Source organism: Fibrobacter sp. UWB10 (assembly GCF_900182935.1).
GTDB classification, from domain to species: Bacteria; Fibrobacterota; Fibrobacteria; order Fibrobacterales; family Fibrobacteraceae; genus Fibrobacter; species Fibrobacter succinogenes_O.
On the sequence record NZ_FXUE01000002.1, the window covers coordinates 669,694 to 687,299 of the forward strand.

Genomic DNA, 17,606 nt, shown 5'->3' on the forward strand with positions numbered 1-17,606 from the left:
ACTTATTTTTTTCCATCTAAGTAAATCGTGTGGTGCTTCGTCTTGGGGTCCAAATTCGGATAATCCAGAATGTAGTGGAGACCGCGAGATTCCTTACGGTGGAGTGCTGCAATCAGAATCATCTTGGAGACCTGCAAGGCGTTCAAGAATTCAATGAAGTACAGATTTTCTGTTTCCTTGTTCTTGATGGCGGCGTCGACATCTTTTTCAAGTTCTTCGACAACCTTGAGACCCTGATTCAGGCCTGCGGTCGTGCGTACGATACCGCAATGAGTCCACATCATGTCCTGCAGAATCTTCTTGCGCTTGCGCCAGTAGGCAGACTTGGTGAACGAAATCTTTTCGCTCTTGCTCGACTTGCTTGTTGCAATCTTTTCTTTCAAGAGACCGCTTTCGCTAATGTTGTCGACGGCGCGAATGGCAAAGACAACGCTTTCCAGAAGCGAGTTAGAAGCCAGACGGTTAGCTCCATGGACGCCCGTCGCGGCGACTTCGCCGCAGGCGTACAGGCCCTTAATCTCGGTGCGAGACCATGTGTCGACCAGTACGCCTCCGCACATGTAATGTGCGGCGGGCACCACCGGAATCCACTGCTTGGTGATGTCGATGCCTGCTTCCAGGCACTTGGCGTAAATGTTCGGGAAATGGCTCTTGATGTCTTTCGGCGTGCGGCCAGAAAGATCGATAAACATGTTGGGCTTGCCCAAGCGCTGCATTTCGCTGTGAATGGCGCGGGCCACAATGTCGCGCGGTGCAAGCGAATGGAGCGGGTGCACCTGGTTCATGAATTCTTCGCCCTTGAAATTCTTAAGAATGCCGCCGAAGCCGCGCACTGCTTCCGAAATCAGGAACGGCTTCTTGAGGCTCGGAGCATAAAGGCTCGTGGGGTGGAACTGCATGAATTCAATATCTTGGAGTGCTGCGCCTGCGCGGGCTGCAATGGCCATGCCATCGCCGCAGCTATCGGGCGGGCAAACGGTGTACTGCCAGATTCGACCGGCACCGCCAGTAGAAAGGATAGAAGCCTTTGCATAAAGGTTTTCGACAAGGCCAGTCTTTTGGTGAATAATCTTTGCACCAATGCAGCGCTTGTTCTTGCCTTCACCCTTGCAAATCAAATCCTTGATGTAGCAGTTTTCGATGTAGTGAATGTTTTCGTGCTTGTGCAGTTCGCAAAGCAATGCGCGCATGATTTCTTTACCGGTCAGGTCTGCGGCATGCAAAATGCGGTGGTGGCTGTGTCCGCCTTCCAAGTGCAAGTCGAACTGAGTCTTATCGGCGGGCGAGGGGGTGAACTGCACTCCCCATTTGACCAACTGCTGAATGGTGGCTGGACCGCTCTTGGTCAGAATGTTCACGGGTTCCTTTTTGCAGAGACCAGCGCCTGCTTCCAGCGTGTCGTCGATATGGAATTTGAACTTGTCTGTTTTTTCGGTGACGGTTGCGATTCCGCCTTGTGCGTAGTTCGATGAGCCGTCCGGCTTGGCTCCTTTAGTGAGGATAACAACCGAAAAGCCTTTTTCTGCTGCATGGAGTGCTGCACTCAAGCCAGAAATGCCTGCACCCAGGACCAAAATGTCGTACATGACCGAACTCCGTTGAGTAAACTTTGTCTTTGTGTAATGTATAGATAGAAAAAAACGGCTATTTCGGCATTATTTGAATGCAAAATAAAAGTAATTGAATTTTTTTGCTACATTTTGCCCGACAAAAATTTCTATGGAGTCTACTCTATGTTAACGTGGATTAATGAAAAAGCCAAGTGGATTATCGTTATCTTTGCCGCGGGTATCGTGGTTGGCCTTTTGGCCATGGACCGCGTCCCGAACCAAGGACACAGCTATCCGGTCGGCGTTGTAAACGATAAGAAGATTACTTACGCCGAATTCGACTCCCGTATCAAGAATATCGTGCAGAACCAGTACCAGGGTCAGCACCTCGAAGACGAACAGTACAACCAGTTGCGCTCCGAAGTGTTCCGCAGCTTCGTTCGCCAGATTCTCTTGAACGAACAGTTTGAAAAAGCCGAACTGAGCGCCTCGGTTGCCGAACTCGAATCCGAATTCAGCCGCAATCCGGATGCCGTGCGTGGCCGCTTGGTGCAGGAAGCTCAGCGCCGTCTGTACATGATTCAGCAGCAGGCTACCAGCCAGGAAGACCTGATGCAGCGCACTCAGGCTTACATTGCTAGCCTCCCGAAGTTCCTTACCGATTCGACTTTCAACAAGGCTGAATATGACGCTTGGCTCAAGACTCCCGAAGCATTCCGCTGGGGTGTGATGCTTCAGCTCGAAGAAGACCTGAAGACCAACACGATTCCGGCTCGCCAACTGCAGGTGCTGGTTGGGGCTTCTGTTCACCCGACTTCTCTCGAAGCCAACTGGAATGTCAATCGTCGCATGACCGACTACGAACTGCAGGTGGCGGTTGCCAATGGCGCAAACTTTAAGGTCGATGAAAATACCGTGGACAGCGTGATGGTCGCTGGTTACTTCAATGCACATCGCGACAGCTTCTTTGTCAAGAAGGACATGGCTCAGTTCGAATTTGCTTACCTCCCGGTCGAAGCAACTGCCGGCGACGATGCCCGCATTCGTGAATACGCCATGACGCTTTACTACCAGCTGACCGATTCCTCTTCGACCACCACGTTCGAAGATATGGCCCGTATTTCTTCTGAAGATGCTTCTACCGCTGAAAAGGGTGGTGTCTTGAGCGATGACTATGTGGGTCGTGGCGTGTATGTGAAGGAATTCGAAGATGTCGCATTCGCTCTCGATTCCGGTGCTGTTTCTGAACCGGTTCGTACCCGTTTTGGCTACCACATTATCAAGAGCAATGGCAAGTCTAAGGACTCTACCGGTGCTGACCTCGTGAAGGTAAGCCACATTCTCTTGGTTGTGAACGCTTCTTCTGAAACGATCGATAGCCTCGAAGGCATTCTGACCAAGGTTAAGGCTTCTGTGGATGCTGGCAAGACCTTTGCCGATGCTGCCAAGGAACAGAACCTCGACGTTCATACCTCTAACTGGATTTCTCGTGGCGAAAACATCGACGGTGTCGGTTACCTCAAGGGTCTCGCCGCCTACGCTTGGCCGAACGAAAACCTCCCGGACGAAGCCAGCAAGGTTTCTCCGATCATGAAGAACAACAAGTGGGTGGTGGTCGCTCTCAAGTCTAAGGAACTGAAGGCTGGCGAACGTAGCCTCGACCTGTACTTCAACAACATCAAGAGCACTCTGCTCCGCAACAAGTCTGCCGCCGCTGCTGAAGCTTACCTCGCTTCTGTTGCTGACAAGGTTAAGGCTTGGGCTCCGGCTGATAGCGCAGACACTGCCGCTTCTGCCAACAAGATTGAAAATGTGAGCATGGAAAAGGTGACCGCCTCTGTTGACGGCTTTGTGCCGGGCTTCGGCTATGGCAGCAACTTGATTTCCAAGGTTCTTGAAAATGCCAAGGAAGGCGAATGGTCCTCTGCTGTTGCAACCGAAAACGGTGCTGTGATGGTGAAGGTTGTTTCCAAGAAGGCTCCTGAAGAAGCTGCCGTCAAGGAAGCCGTGAAGACCGAAGTTGCTAATACCTCGAGCTATGTTGCTATGACCTTGTTCACTGAATTTGTGAACAACCTCGAAAATTCGACTCCGGTCGAAAGCAACCTCGACCTCTACTATAGGGACTAATTCCTAGACAGAATTTGTACGCTTTGCTATATTTGGCGTCGCTTGTTTAGCACGCTAAATAAGCAATTCGGTGCCATCGTCTAGTGGTCCAGGACACTGGCCTCTCACGCCGGTAACAAGGGTTCGAGTCCCTTTGGCACTATTAAAACAGACCCGCTTGGGCCTGTTTTTTTTGTGATATAAATCAAATTGTAATGCGTTGTATACACTGCTTATGAAAAAAAACATAAATATTTTAGCATATTTGTTAACAAAAAGTTATATATTTGGGGCATACGGATGGGTAAATGAGATTATTTGACGAAAAAGTGGTGTTGCGGTTCTTGCTGGTGATTGCAAGCGTTTTTTTCGCAGCCTTTATTCCAGAAATTTTATCAGGTAGGGAACGTCTAATTTGGGCGATTCCCTATATTCTTGCAGATTTCTTCCTGGTTGTCGTGGCAGTCCTGTACAGGTTCCCGATTATCGGTAACCGCAAGCGCATGCGCGAAGACGTGAATATTGAGCCTCCTGCCACCGAATCTGTACCTATTCGCGATTTTAAGAAAGACCTCATGGAACGCGATGAAATCTTCCAGATGATGGTCGATATTTCTGCTAGCGGCTTCTGGACCTTTGATGTGATTACCGGAAAGGTATACTGGTCCCACCGCGCTATTAAGCTTTTGAAGGCCGAAGCCAGCACCATGCTCGATTCCTTTGATCTGCTCAAGGAACGCATTGTCGAAAGTGACTGGTTGCAGTTCAAGAAGGCTTTGAAGTCTGCTCTCGAAAACGGCGAAAAATTCAACATGATGGTCAATCTGTTGGATTCCAAGTCGGCCGATGGCCGCTTGATGCTTTCGGGTCATGTGCAGATGAACGATTCCGGACACCCGATTCGTATTGTCGGTGCCTTGAACGAATACACCGATAAGCAGGCCCAGGCCAAGCAGAGCTACTATTACGCCTACCAGGATGCACTTACGGGCGTTTATAACCGCAAGTTCTTCTTGGAAAAGCTCAAAGTCGATGTCGATATGGCCTTAAAGCGCCCCGATTACCTGTTTGCGGTGGCCCTGTTGGATATCGACCGATTCGGAACTATCAATACCTCTTATTCTATTAATGTCGGCGACAGTGTCTTGAAGGTGGTTGCCGACCGTATCAAGGCCCAGTGCCGTATTGACGATACCATTGCACGTATTGGCCCCGACGTGTTTGCGATTATTCTGCACGATATCAAGTTCAATGATGACGATAACGATATCAAGGCGATTGTCCGCAGAATTCATAGCGCTGTCAAGCAGCCGATCCAGTTGGAAGGCCGTGAACTTTATATCGGCGTGTCGATGGCGGTAGCCCTGAACCGCGAAGTCGACTGCGTCGAAGACATTATGGCGAACGTGACCTCGAGCCTGCGCGAAATGAAAAAGAGCGTGGCTCATGGTGGTATCCAGTTCTTTAGCGGTGGTATCCGCGAAAAGGCCATGAAGCTTTACAAGCTCGAATTCGATATCCGTAGGGCCATTCAGGCTCGTGAATTCGTGCTGTTCTACCAGCCGATTGTCGATATTGCGAACGGAAATCGCGTGGCTGCATTCGAGGCGCTTGTTCGCTGGAACCAGTCTGAAAACAAGTTTATTTCGCCAGCAGAATTTATCCCGATTGCCGAAGAAACGGGTCTCATTATCCCGATGGGTGCCCAGATTCTGAGAATGGCATGCTTGCAGGCGAAGGCTTGGGCCGATCAGGGCTATACCGACTTGCAGGTGGCCGTGAACTTCTCGGCAAAGCAGTTTGCGCTCGACAACATGATCGACGATATCAAGCAGGTGTTGCTTGAAACTCATTTGAACCCGAAAAACCTGAAGCTGGAAATTACTGAATACACGGCGGTTTGCGAAGCCGAAAAGACGGTTAAGATTATGAACGCCCTTTCGGGAATGGGTATCCAGATTTCGATTGATGACTTCGGCACGGGTTACAGCAGCCTTTCTTACCTCAAGCAGTTCCCGATTCATACGCTCAAGATGGACAAGTCCTTCATTGATCATGTGACCGACGACGAAGAAGACGCCTCGTTTGCCCGCATGGTGATTGGCATTGCGAAGTCCTTGAATCTTGACTTGATTGCCGAAGGTGTTGAAAGCGAAGAACAGCTCGAATTCTTGAAGTCCGAAGGCTGCAAGCTGATTCAGGGATTCTATTTCAGCAAGCCTCTTTCTGCCGACAAGGCGCAGGAATACTTGAAGCAGCATTATCTGCCGGCCTCAAAGGCTTCTGCACAAAAGCCTGCAAAAGAAATTCCGATAATTGAAAGAGGTTACGTCGGAGAAAGTTATATTCCGTAACAACGGCGAGTGTTTTCACGGCAGTCCCTGTAGAGTTGTTCTACAGGGATTTCTTTTACCTGGGCAAGTGCCTGCGCAATGTAGGGAATATAGCCCGAATGGCAGGGCTTTCCGCGGTAAGGAATAGGGGCCATGTAAGGGGAGTCCGTTTCTAGGAGCATCTGGTTCATGGGCACGAGTGCTGCGGCATCGCGCACGTTTTGCGCATTTTTGAACGTCACGATTCCTGTAAAGCCTACGAAAATGCTTGCGCCGCGGTATTTCAAGTCCAGCAATTGCGCACAGAATTTGGGCGAGCCCGTAAAGCAGTGAACGTGAATCTTGCTTCCGCGAAGGTCGGCATTCCGGAGCACGGCGAGCGCATCGTCGTCGGCTTCTCGCAAGTGCAAAACCAGCGGCTTGCCCGATTTGAGCCCGAGTTCCAGGTGACGCTCGAAAAGCTTGACCTGTTCGGCCTTGGTGTCAGAACCATAGTGGTAATCCAGCCCGAATTCGCCACAAGCCACGCACTTGGGGTGCTTCAGATATTCCAGCATGCGGGCTTCGTCTTCGGCAGTTTCTGTCAGAACATATTCCGGATGAATCCCGTAGGCGGCGTAGACATTCGGAAATTTCTCTGAAAGTTCCTGGGCGCGGCTAAAATCCGTCGGATCGCATGCCACATGAATATAGGCTTCGGGCGCCTGGACGTTTTGGTCTGGGTCGTGGGCGAGGCGTGAAAACAGATCGCCGACGGCTTCGCCGGAATGCTGTTCGTAGGAATCCAAATGACAATGCGTATCGATAAACATGAGTTAATACTTAACTTCTACAATCTCGTATGTAATCAGTCCCTTCGGAGCTTGTACCTGTACCTGGTCACCCTGCTTCTTACCCATCAGGGCTTCGCCAACGGGGGACTTCATGCTGATGCGGCCCTGCAACGGGTCGATTTCTTTTTCGCCCACGATGCTGTAGGTACGTTCGCGCTTGGTCTTGATGTCTTTCATCTTGACTGTAGCGCCAAAGCGGACTGTACCGTCGTCGCTTGCCTGTGATTCAACCACCTGCGCACCGTCTAGAATGCGGTCCAATTCACGGAGCCTGCGGTCGATTTCGCGCACGCGCATGCGTCCGTACGTGTAGGCCGCATTTTCGCTGCGGTCACCTTCGGCTGCTGCCGCCTGCACCTGGTTGATCATGGCGGGGCGTTCCACGTATTTCAAGTGTTCCCATTCCGCCTTGAACTTTTCAAAGCCTTCTTTAGAAATCAAGTGTTTCATCGCCGTAAATGTAGCAAATTACAGTCCTTGCTGAGGATAGGGGATAAAGGACCACACGGATTGTACTAAAGTACTAAAAGTGTGCAAGGTTATGACGCAGCAGAAAACTTGTTTTCTGTTATGGCATAACCGTAGCCACGAACGCCAACGGCGTTAAATGCTAGGCTCGGAAAGTCTCGAAAAGCGAATGAAGCAGTCAAATTTATTTGACTATTTCTGAGCTCAAGAGACAACGCTTTAGCGTTAAATAGGCTTGCAAGCAATCCTGCTTCACTCGCCTTACGCATTTATCGAAAATCACTAACGTAAAATCAGTTTATTTTTTCTTAAAATGCCGTTAGGCATTTACAACCCGTGTGGCAAAAAATTAAATTTGCTTTGTCGGAATTCTTGAGGTTTCAGGAGGTTTTCTGTGAAATATTTTGCTGCGTTGTTGCTTTCTGCGGTTTTATTTGTTGCCTGCGGTGATGAATCTAGTAGCTCTGCGCCTGCTCCGGACCCGAGCGAAGAATCTTCTTCATCGGTGGAAAAGACGAAGGAATCCAGTTCCTCTGTAAAGCCGACTTCTGGCGAAGACAAACAGTCTTCATCTTCTGCGAAAAAAGAAGACTCTAGCAGCAGCGCGGTGAAGGCTTCTTCTTCAAGCGTTACGCCGAAGTCTAGCAGCAGCGGAGAAGTTAAGCAGTCTTCTTCGAGTGTTGTTGCATCGAGCAGTAGCGTTACCTCTTCTGAAACGGTGAAGTCGAGCTCGAGTTTGTCCAGCAGCAGCGAGTATGTGCCGTTTGACCACTCAAAAGCTTTTGATGGTCCTCTTTGGCGGGCTGGTGCGTATAAAACTTTTGTTGATGCACGAAATGGACGAGAATATTATTATCTCGAAATGGACGCGAACGGCAAGTCGCTAAAAGTTATGGCCGAGAACCTTAACATCGGTGAAATGGTTTGGGGCTTTAAAGACCAGAAAGATGACTCTAAGATCGAGCGTTATTGTTATGATGACGATACCACGAAGTGCGACCGCTATGGAGCCCTGTATCAGTGGGCCGAGATGATGCAACTGCCGAGCGAATGCAATACCAAAAGTTGTGCCGACCAGATCAAGCCGAACCATCAGGGAATCTGCCCGGATGGCTGGCGCTTGCTGACTTACGACGATTTCAAATTTATCATAAACAGCAATGGAAATACGCATGGTGTAGAAGGAACCCGCTCGACATTCGGTTTCGGCGGGTACAATACAACTGGTTTCAGCCTAGTCGGTGCTGGGAGTAATTGGGATTATAATTTTACATCTTTGAATAGTGCTACCTATTGGCATTATCCTGAAGAATCTTCTCAATATACGAACGAGGGTTCTTTCTATTCGTCTCAAGGAACAAATTCAACAAAGAATCCTAGACTAGAAACTATGAAAATCCATGGTTTCTCCGTCCGCTGCGTGATGGTTGAATAATCGTCTTTTTTCTCGGGTCTGAAATGCTGATGCTGACCTTCGTCAGCATGACAACTGGCGGAACAGGGACAACGCGACAGCAGAAGAGCAATTGCTAAGGAATGCGGAGGCGAGTGCCTGACCGCTAAGCGGACAGTAAAGGCCGAAGGCCGTAATTTGTCCGCGTGCGGTGCAGGCAGAGACGAAGCGTTCCTTTTTCAGGCATCAAAGGAGATCCCGCACCGAGTGCGGGAAGACATCTAGAGTGGCATGCCCAAAGGCGGAGGAAAGTAAGTCGGTGAGCGAACATTAGAGGCCGAAGGCCGAATCCATGTGAGCGAAGCGAGCTCACTTTCAGGAGCCGTGGGCGCTACAATCGGGGCGTTGCGGGGTGTCCCCGCTAGAGAGGGTGGAGAGTAACGGAGTGCGAACCAGGGGGAGGCTTCCCCCCTTTTTAGGGGAGGGGTATTCTGCGCTTAAAGATGCGATTCCATCTAGGATTTTTTGTAAAAAAAACTATATTTGGCTCGCAATGATTCGTTTTAAGCATAAGCCTATCGACAAGTCTGAGTCCAAGTACAAGAGACTGAGTCGCATCTATTACAACCGCATGTTCCCCAAGCGCCAAGATGCGCTCAAGGTGGCATGGTCGGTTGCTGCCGGTGTGTTTATCGGCATTTGGCCAACCATCGGTGTCGCCATCATTTTGACGGTTGCATTTTGCGCCTTGTTCAGACTTCCGAAGGTGCCTGGGATTGTTTCTTCTTTCGTTGCTAACCCTCTTACCCAGTTCGGTTTCTTTTACCCCACGGGTTATGCCATCGGTTGCAAGATTTTAAACCCCGAAAAGATCAATTTTGACTTCCTTTCGGAATTCGAAGGCCTTTCGTTCAAGAACTGCCTTTCCGTGATTTCGCACCTGTGGCACGATGCGGCGGGGCACTTGGCCGCCTTTATGATAGGAATCACGATTGTGGCTGCCATTGGCGGTGCAATCTTCTTTTTCCTGGCCTATTTTATTGTAAATTATCGCAAGAAAAAGTGGCTGGATGCAAAGACTAGTTACATCCAGAGCTTGATTGCCGAAGACGAAGCTTTAATTAAAGCAGCACACAAAGGAAAACACCCTATGATGCACATTTACCCGTTCAAGGCGCTGCGCCCGGTTAATCCGGCCGAAGCCGAAACGATTTCCGCCCTCCCGTACGACGTGATGAACCGCGCCGAAGCAAAGGCCATGGCCGAAGGGCTCCCGCATTCCTACCTGCGCGTGACCCGTGCCGAACTGGAACTTCCTGATTCCGTGGATGCCTACGACCCGAAGGTCTATGCACATGCCCGCGAAAATCTGGACAAGATGATTGAAGAAGGCGTGATTGCTTACGACAAGAAGCCGTGCCTTTACGTTTATCGCCAGACCATGAACGGTCGCGAACAGTACGGTCTCGTTTGCTGCGTGCCCGCTGCTGACTACTTCAACGGCATTATCAAGAAGCACGAACTCACTCGCGCCGACAAGGAAGAAGACCGTCTGCGCCACGTGCTTGCTACCAATGCCAACACCGGTCCGGTGTTCCTGACCTACCGCGATCAGGGCCAGTTCGACGTGTTCGGTGCCGTGACCAAGCGTAAGCCTGTGTATGACTTCGTGAGCAAGGGCGATGGCTTTGGTCATACCGTGTGGATTATCGACGATGACGCCGAAATTGAAGCTATCCGCAAGTCTTTCGAAGCCGTTCCGGTGAGCTACATTGCCGACGGTCACCACCGCAGTGCTGCCGGTGCTCGCGCCGCAAGCTTCCGCGCTGAACAGAACCCGAACAACACTGGCGACGAAGAATACAATCGTTACCTCGCCATTCTCTTCCCGAGCACCCAGCTCAAGATCCTCGACTACAACCGCGTGCTCAAGGATTTGAACGGCCGTACTCCGGAACAGCTCATGGACGAAATGAAGAAGGTGTTCGACATCGAAGCCCTCGACAAGATGCAGAGCCCGACCAAGCAGAACCAGGTGAACTTCTACATGGGCGGCAAGTGGTATGCTTGCACGTTCAAGGCTGAATTCCTCAAGAACCTCGGCCCGGTCGACAGCCTCGATGTGGCTCTCCTCCAGAAGCTTATCCTCAAGCCGCTCTTCGATATCGACGATCCGCGTACTTCCAAGCGTATCGACTTTGTCGGTGGCATTCGCGGTCTCGGCGAACTCGTGAAGCGCGTTGACAGCGGTGAATGCGCCTGCGCCTTCGCTATGTATCCGACGACTCTCGATCAGCTCATGAATATTGCCGACGCTGGCGAAATCATGCCGCCGAAGAGCACTTGGTTTGAACCCAAGCTCCGCGATGGTCTGCTGGTTCACTCGCTGGACTAATTGCTGAGCAATAGAAATTCAAAAGGTCGCGACAATATCGCGACCTTTTCTGTATTGTATCAATCAGGCGTGAAGATCTTAGATGTTGCCACACGGATTAGAAATGCCTAACGGCATTTTTTAACAATAAAATTGTCACACTGATTGGGAATCACTAACGTGATTCCTGTTATAAAAACAAATCATTATATATAATTTTGCGTTAGCAAAATCAGATCCGTGTGGCGAAAAAAGATTTTACTTTGTGGAATTGCTCTTGTTTTCGGCTTCTTCATTGTCTGAAGTATTCTCTTCTGAATCTTCTTCTGGAGTCAAGAGCGAAAGAACGTATTCGATTGATTTGTCAAGGATTTTCTTGGCTGGAACGATGATTCGGTTTTGGAAGCGGTCCGGCCATTCCAAGTAGCGTCCGATAAAGTCGTTGTGCGTAAAGTAGCCGAGTTCGCGTGAATCAGGGCAGCTAGAGCCCTTCAAGCATGTCACGTAATAGCAGTCTTCTTCAATCACAATCTTGTTCAGAGGCTCGTCCAAATATTGCTCCGGCTCTTCTTTTGCGGGCGCCGGTTTTGCAGGTGCTGCAACGGCAGAATCCTTTTTCGTTGTGTCTTTTTGAGTTGTGTCAGCCTTTGCGGTTTTGCTAGAATCGGTGAGAGCGACTTTCACAGAATCTGTCTTGACGGAATCGCTTGCGGTAAAATCTGCAGAAGCACTTGGCGGGGGATTGAGTTCGAGCTTGGCTGGCTTCAAGCGGAACAGTTCGCGCTTGATTTTAATCGGGGCGTTGCCCGGTTCCGCCTGACGAATCTGGAGCTCGATCAGGTAGCGGTCTTGCCACGGCAAATAGTCGACTTCTTTAAGGCTAACCTGGCGGTTTGCAATCTTGGTTGCGCCTACGCGGTCAATGTTGATTTCGCGGTCGCCCTGCCAGAGAGTTGACTTGACAGCAATCTTTTCGCCATGCGTATGCAGGTAGGCCAAAATGTAGTCCTGCTCCACGTCGTTTAATTTGTCAAAATAGAGCGTGTCGCCGGCTTTAGGAACGTAAATCGTTTGGCTTTGAATAAAGGCGTCTTCGCCTTTCCATTTAAAATTGCGGTGCGGCGTACGCACGCGGCCTTTGTCCGTGATTTCAATGGAGTCACCCGGCATGGCAAGCACCCTGCGCACCATGGTTTCGCCGCTTTTGAGCGAAAGCCAGACAATGTCTTGGTCCTTGATTTCAGAAAGACACTGCGGGAGTTTGCACATCCAGTGGGTGGACTGTTCCTTGAACTTGGGCGTCATCGAGGCGTCCATAATTTTGACGGGCGCGAGTGCGTAAATGCGTGCGACAAAAGCGAGTCCGCCAACAAACAGCAAGAACAGGAACAAGAGAAAGATATGGCTTTGCGAATTCTTTCGCTGCAGCCTTTTCACCTTTCTCGAAAGTCTGGACATTAGACTTAGTCCCCGTTGTTGGTGGAGTTGTCGGAAAGCGAAAGCACGGCGAGGAACGCCTTCTGCGGCACTTCGACAGAGCCGATGCTTTTCATGCGCTTCTTACCTTCTTTCTGCTTTTCGAGGAGCTTGCGCTTACGGGTAATGTCACCGCCATAGCACTTGGCAAGCACGTCCTTACGCACAGCCTTCACGGTGGAACGGCTAATGATCTTGCCGCCAATAGCACCCTGGATTGCCACGTCGAATTGCTGGCGCGGAATAAGGTCTTTAAGCTTCACGCAAATAGCGTTTGCATAAGTGTGAGCCTTGTCCTTGTGAATAATCACCGAGAAGGCGTCCACCGGGTCGCCGTTCAAAAGAATGTCGAGCTTCACCAGGTTGTTTCTGCGATATTCGCTCGGGGCGTAGTCGAGGCCTGCATAGCCGCGGCTCACAGATTTCAGACGGTCGTAGAAGTCGAACATGATTTCGGCGAGAGGCAGGTTGTACTTAAGAATCACCTTTTCTTCGTCGAGGTATTCCATGGTCTCGAATTCGCCACGCTTTTCTTCGCAGAGCGTCATGAGTGCGCCAACGAATTCCTTGGGCGTAAAGATCTGCGCCTTCACGTAGGGTTCTTCAATGTGGTCGTAACGGCTGGCATCGGGGAGCTTGGACGGGCTTTCGATTTTCACCATCGTGCCATCACTCATGTACACGTGGTATTCCACGTTCGGCACCGTCGTAATGATGTCCACGTTAAATTCGCGGTCCAAGCGTTCCTGCACGATTTCCATGTGCAGGAGTCCCAGGAACCCAGTGCGGAAACCGAAACCCAGGGCTTCAGAAGTTTCCGGTTCCCAGCTGATAGCGGAATCGTTCAGACGGAGCTTTTCCAAAGCTTCGCGCAAGTCCTTGTAGTCTTCCGGATTGATGGGGTAGATACCGGAATAGATCATCGGTAGAATGTCTTTGTAGCCCGGGAGCGGCTCGGTTGCCGGATTGGCGGAATCGGTCAGAGTGTCGCCGATTTTCACGTCGCTAATCGTCTTCACGTTTGCGAGCACGTAACCGACCATGCCTTCCGAAAGTTCGGGGCGCGGATCGCGGCGCATGCTGAATGTACCGACTTCTGTGACCATGTATTCGCCACCGGTTTTCATCATCTTGATTTTCATGCCGGCTTTGAGGGTGCCTTCGACAATGCGGATGTAGTTAATCACGCCGCGGTAGGAGTCGTAAACGGAATCGAAGATGAGAGCCTTGAGAGGCTTTCCGCTGTCGCCCTTGGGGGCCGGAATTTCGTCGACAATCTTGTCGAGAACTTGGTCCACGTTCAGGCCCGTCTTTGCCGAAATGCGCGGAATCTTGTCGGGGTCGTAACCGAGAAGGTCGCCCACAAGTTGTGCCACATGGTCGGGCTGTGCACCCGGAAGGTCCACCTTGTTCAGCACCGGGATAATTTCGAGGTCGTTTTCAAGCGCGAGGTAGAGGTTCGAAAGCGTCTGGGCTTCGATACCTTGGCTTGCGTCCACCACCAGAATGGCTCCTTCGCAAGCGGCCAGGGAGCGGCTGACTTCGTAGGTGAAGTCCACGTGCCCCGGCGTATCGATCATATTCAGAATGTATTCCTTGCCATCTTTTTCGTACACCATGCGGATGGCGTGCGCCTTGATGGTAATGCCGCGTTCGCGTTCCAGGTCCATGTCGTCCAAGAGCTGATTTGTCATTTCGTTTTTGGCGACAGTCTTGGTCAGTTCGATCATGCGGTCGGCAAGCGTCGATTTGCCGTGGTCGATATGGGCGATAATGCTGAAATTTCTAATGTTGTCGTTTTGCGGCATAAGTACAATAAGATTATCGGGCGTAGTAGCCCGGTGAATACTGCTAATTTTTCGGGCTAAATATAGAAAATGCACAATGGGCTTTGACAAAAAAAGCTATATTAACAATATAAATCAAAGATGTGCACCATCAATCATGGTTGATATGAAAAGACCGTTAGTTTTTATCGCTCTCGTTTCTGCCCTCGTACTCGGCTTTTTCAGTTTTGGATTTGCTGAAGGAAAAGTTTTCAACAAGGATTACTCTGGAATCAAGGCGATTGAAGCCGTAATCGAAACGCATGAAGGCAAGATTGTGCTTTCGCTCGATTTTAAAGCTGCTCCCAATACCGTGGCCAATTTTGTAGACCTTGCAAACAAGGGCTTTTACAACGGCCTTACGTTCCATCGCGTGATTCCTGGATTCATGATCCAGGGTGGCGACCCCGAAGGTAATGGCAAGGGTGGCCCGGGCTATACAATTGATGACGAAATTTCAAAGCTTAAGCATGAAACCGGCGTGATTTCGATGGCCAACCGTGGTCCGAATACGAACGGCTCGCAGTTCTTTATTACGCAGACTCCGCAGCACCACTTAGATGGCAAGCATACGGTTTTCGGCAAGGTTCTTGAAGGCGAAGATGTCGTTTGCCGCATTGAACCCGATGATAAAATTATTAACATCACTATCGTGGAAAAGAAGTAATCTATGAGTTCTAAAAAAGTATCGTCCAAGGCAAGCAAGGCTCCGGCAAAAAAGCCCGCCGCTAAACCTGCCAAGAAGGCCGCTCCTGCTAAACCCGCTGCTAAGGCTCCGGCAAAGAAGCCCGCTGCAAAGCCTGCTAAGAAGGCTGCACCGGCAAAGCCTGCCAAGGCTCCGGCAAAGAAGCCTGCTGCAAAACCGGCAGTAAAGGCTCCGGCAAAACCGGCAAAGCCGGCCCCGAAGGCGAAGGACTCTAAGAAACCGGCACCGAAGGCTGCTCCGGCAAAGGCCGCTCCTGCTAAGGCAGCAAAGCCTGCTCCGAAGGCCGCCGCTAAGCCCGCCGCAAAGGCTCCGGCACCGAAGGCTGCTCCGGCAAAAGCCGCTCCTGCTAAGGTCGCTGCAAAGCCTGCTCCGAAGGCTGTCGCCAAGCCCGAACCGAAGGCTCCGGCAAAGCCGGCTGCAAAAGCTCCGGTCGAAAAGGCTCCGGCAAAGGTTGAAGTTAAGCCGGTTGAAGTCGAACAGCCGGTCGAAACTCCGGTTGCCGAAAAGAAGTCTAAGAATGCTCCGGATTATGCTTACGCCGTGCTCCTGCAGGGTGTCAAGCGCCTTTCGAAGACCATCATGTTCGTGAAGGTCGACGAATCCGAAGACCGATCCAACAAGAAGAAAATGTCCAGCGATGTCAAGAACCTTGACATGAAGCCGACCTCTGCAATCCGCCACAAGTCGTCTCTTGCCGAAGAAACGCAGGAAGAACTGACGGAACGCATTCTTAAGGAACTCGAAGAACAGAACAAGATGTTCGAACGCGAAGCCGCCACGCAGATGTGCACGCGCTGCAACCGCAACCTCGTGTCTCCGGAATTCTGGGTCGACAAGCATCTCGGCTTCTGCGAAGAATGCGCTGCCATCCTTAAGCTCGGTCAGTCCAAGGAAGCCCGCAAGGTGGAATACCAGCTCGGTGCCATGGACGGCGACTCTCTGGATGAAGAAGATGACGATATTATCGGACCGGACGCAGACGACCTGAAGGAAGCTGAAGAAGATCTCGCCGAAATGGAAGATTAATTCCTTTCGGACAAAGTCAGAAATTAAAAATCCGCTCCCGGTTCAACCGAGGGCGGATTTCTTTTATAAGCGAGTTTTTCGATGGGCGGGCGAGGGCGCCGTAGTCGGCGCGGTCTCTAGTTAGTTCACCTTACGCATGACGCCGATGAGCTTGCCTGCGATAGAGAAGTGCTTGTCCTTCTTGACAATAATCGGGCGGTAACGCGGGTTGGCCGGACGCAGTTCGATATGGTCTGCGGCGGGGTGGTAATACTTGACGGTAGCTTCGTTGTCGACCTGGGCCACGATGATTTCACCGCGGTCAGCCGTCTTTTGCTGGCGAGCGAAAATCAAGTCGCCATCGAGAATGCCTGCATTGATCATGGAGTCGCCCTTGACGCGGAGCGCAAAGACATCGGAACGGCAAGCGAGGAAGTCGCGGTCGATAGTGACGGTGCCTTCGAGGTTCTGCACAGCAAGAATCGGCGTACCGGCAGCGACGCGGCCCACGATAGGAATTTCAATGGTATTGGTCGGTGCTTCCGAAGCTTCATTATTGCCGCTGTCGACAACTTCGATACCGCGGCTAAGTCTGGGGGAGCGGTTGATATAGCCCTTCTTGATGAGGGCTGCGAGGATAGAACGAACGCCGTTTGTCGAAGAAATTTCGAAATGGTTGCCGATTTCGCGGACCGTAGGCGGCATGCGGTTTTCCTTGGAATACTTCTTGATGTATTCCAAGATTTCTTCTTGACGAGTGGTTAGCTCTTTGCGTTTGCTGTTGTTTTCCATAAGTTGGACCTCGCTTTTTGTAAATTACATATACAAATATAATGCACAATTGGGCAATTGTCAATAGGTTCACTGCACAAAATTTCATTATTTTACAAATTTTATGTTATCAGAAGAGCTGAACGGTCTTTTAATAACATAAAGAAAAAGGACTCTTAAAGAGTCCTTTTTCTTTATGGAGGTGAGGGGAGTCGAACCCCTGTCCAAAATCACGTCCATGCACGTTCCTACAAGCGTTCCCTTCGTATTTAAGGTCTCGTCTGATCTACGCCCAAGAAGGTCGGCGCGGACTTTGACCAGCCTAGTGAATCTCGGACTCTAGCCCCAGGCATGCGAGAATCCTATCCCATATTGCGTCCGGACTTTCACCCCGATGGGAGCGGAATGAGGCCCGGCGTTGCCGTTAATTAGGCAGCGAGTGCGTAGTTTTCGTCAGCACTTATTTTTTTTTCAGACTTTTTTACGAGTGCCCTCGTCTGAGACCTCGGCTTGCAACTAACACTTCGGTAACCCTGTCGAAACCAGAGCACCCCCGTGCTTCGCACCGGGGGTGCTCTGGTTTTGACCTGTCGATTAAACGCGACCAAGGGGAGCGTTTAAGCCCTTAAGCTCACTTCGTGAGCGCAAGGCCCCGAAGGGGCGAGAATAAAGCGGATAGCTTTATTCGAGGCAAACCAAAGCACAATCGGTGCTTATTATGTATAGCTTAATATAGAAAAATAATAATTGGATGGAAAGATG

At 50.6% G+C, this 17,606-nt stretch carries 12 protein-coding genes, 1 tRNA gene, 1 other RNA gene and 1 pseudogene; 8 read left to right on the plus strand and 7 right to left on the minus strand.

The window, feature by feature from the left end; all coding sequences use genetic code 11:
* Positions 1-2: 2 nt before the first annotated feature.
* Positions 3-1,586, minus strand: coding sequence for an L-aspartate oxidase (gene nadB / locus QOL41_RS07365; protein ID WP_173654807.1), 1,584 nt, complete (start codon positions 1,584-1,586; stop codon positions 3-5).
* Positions 1,587-1,733: 147 nt separating this feature from the next.
* Between nadB and QOL41_RS07370 the strand changes: the two genes are divergently transcribed.
* From QOL41_RS07370 to QOL41_RS07380, 3 genes are all read left to right on the plus strand, one after another.
* Positions 1,734-3,680: a peptidylprolyl isomerase gene (locus QOL41_RS07370; protein ID WP_283429238.1), complete on the plus strand. Its 1,947-nt coding sequence runs from the start codon at positions 1,734-1,736 to the stop codon at positions 3,678-3,680.
* A gap of 69 nt (positions 3,681-3,749) precedes the next feature.
* Positions 3,750-3,822, plus strand: a tRNA-Glu gene (locus tag QOL41_RS07375).
* Positions 3,823-3,967: 145 nt separating this feature from the next.
* Positions 3,968-6,013 (plus strand): putative bifunctional diguanylate cyclase/phosphodiesterase, encoded by a 2,046-nt coding sequence (locus QOL41_RS07380; protein WP_173654805.1) that lies wholly within the window; start codon positions 3,968-3,970, stop codon positions 6,011-6,013.
* On the opposite strand, the gene QOL41_RS07385 is transcribed toward QOL41_RS07380, so the two are convergent.
* Both QOL41_RS07385 and greA read right to left on the minus strand, forming a co-directional pair.
* Positions 6,001-6,804, minus strand: a complete 804-nt coding sequence (locus QOL41_RS07385; RefSeq protein WP_283429239.1) for a TatD family hydrolase — start codon at positions 6,802-6,804, stop codon at positions 6,001-6,003. The genes QOL41_RS07380 and QOL41_RS07385 overlap by 13 nt on opposite strands.
* 3 nt (positions 6,805-6,807) lie before the next feature.
* Positions 6,808-7,275, minus strand: coding sequence for a transcription elongation factor GreA (gene greA / locus QOL41_RS07390; RefSeq protein ID WP_073322025.1), 468 nt, complete (start codon positions 7,273-7,275; stop codon positions 6,808-6,810).
* Between the two features lie 412 nt (positions 7,276-7,687).
* Here greA and QOL41_RS07395 point away from each other — a divergent pair, with 412 nt between their 5' ends.
* From QOL41_RS07395 to QOL41_RS07400, 3 genes and pseudogenes are all read left to right on the plus strand, one after another.
* Positions 7,688-8,728: an FISUMP domain-containing protein gene (locus tag QOL41_RS07395; protein ID WP_283429240.1), complete on the plus strand. Its 1,041-nt coding sequence runs from the start codon at positions 7,688-7,690 to the stop codon at positions 8,726-8,728.
* 511 nt (positions 8,729-9,239) lie between these two features.
* Positions 9,240-9,737, plus strand: a pseudogene (locus tag QOL41_RS14180) (DUF2062 domain-containing protein); the annotation flags it as partial.
* 99 nt (positions 9,738-9,836) lie between these two features.
* Complete coding sequence (locus QOL41_RS07400; RefSeq protein ID WP_349362397.1) at positions 9,837-11,081, plus strand: DUF1015 domain-containing protein; 1,245 nt, start codon at positions 9,837-9,839, stop codon at positions 11,079-11,081.
* A gap of 237 nt (positions 11,082-11,318) precedes the next feature.
* Here QOL41_RS07400 and QOL41_RS07405 read toward each other — a convergent pair whose 3' ends face one another.
* On the minus strand, positions 11,319-12,518 hold the full coding sequence (locus QOL41_RS07405; RefSeq protein WP_283429242.1) for a S26 family signal peptidase: 1,200 nt from the start codon (positions 12,516-12,518) through the stop codon (positions 11,319-11,321).
* 5 nt (positions 12,519-12,523) lie between these two features.
* Positions 12,524-14,344 carry a translation elongation factor 4 gene (gene lepA, locus QOL41_RS07410; RefSeq protein ID WP_173654189.1) on the minus strand — a complete coding sequence of 607 codons (1,821 nt, stop codon included), beginning with the start codon at positions 14,342-14,344 and terminating at the stop codon, positions 12,524-12,526.
* Between the two features lie 145 nt (positions 14,345-14,489).
* Between lepA and QOL41_RS07415 the strand changes: the two genes are divergently transcribed.
* Positions 14,490-15,029 (plus strand): peptidylprolyl isomerase, encoded by a 540-nt coding sequence (locus QOL41_RS07415; RefSeq protein WP_283429243.1) that lies wholly within the window; start codon positions 14,490-14,492, stop codon positions 15,027-15,029.
* Between the two features lie 3 nt (positions 15,030-15,032).
* A complete protein-coding gene (locus QOL41_RS07420) occupies positions 15,033-16,094 on the plus strand; it encodes a hypothetical protein (RefSeq protein ID WP_283429244.1) in 1,062 nt (353 codons plus the stop codon).
* 120 nt (positions 16,095-16,214) lie between these two features.
* On the opposite strand, the gene lexA is transcribed toward QOL41_RS07420, so the two are convergent.
* Together lexA and ssrA are read right to left on the minus strand one after the other, a co-directional pair.
* Entirely contained in the window at positions 16,215-16,865 is a 651-nt protein-coding gene (lexA, locus tag QOL41_RS07425; RefSeq protein ID WP_173654186.1) for a transcriptional repressor LexA, read from the minus strand.
* 173 nt (positions 16,866-17,038) lie between these two features.
* Positions 17,039-17,399: a transfer-messenger RNA gene (ssrA, locus tag QOL41_RS07430) on the minus strand.
* Positions 17,400-17,606 lie beyond the last annotated feature (207 nt).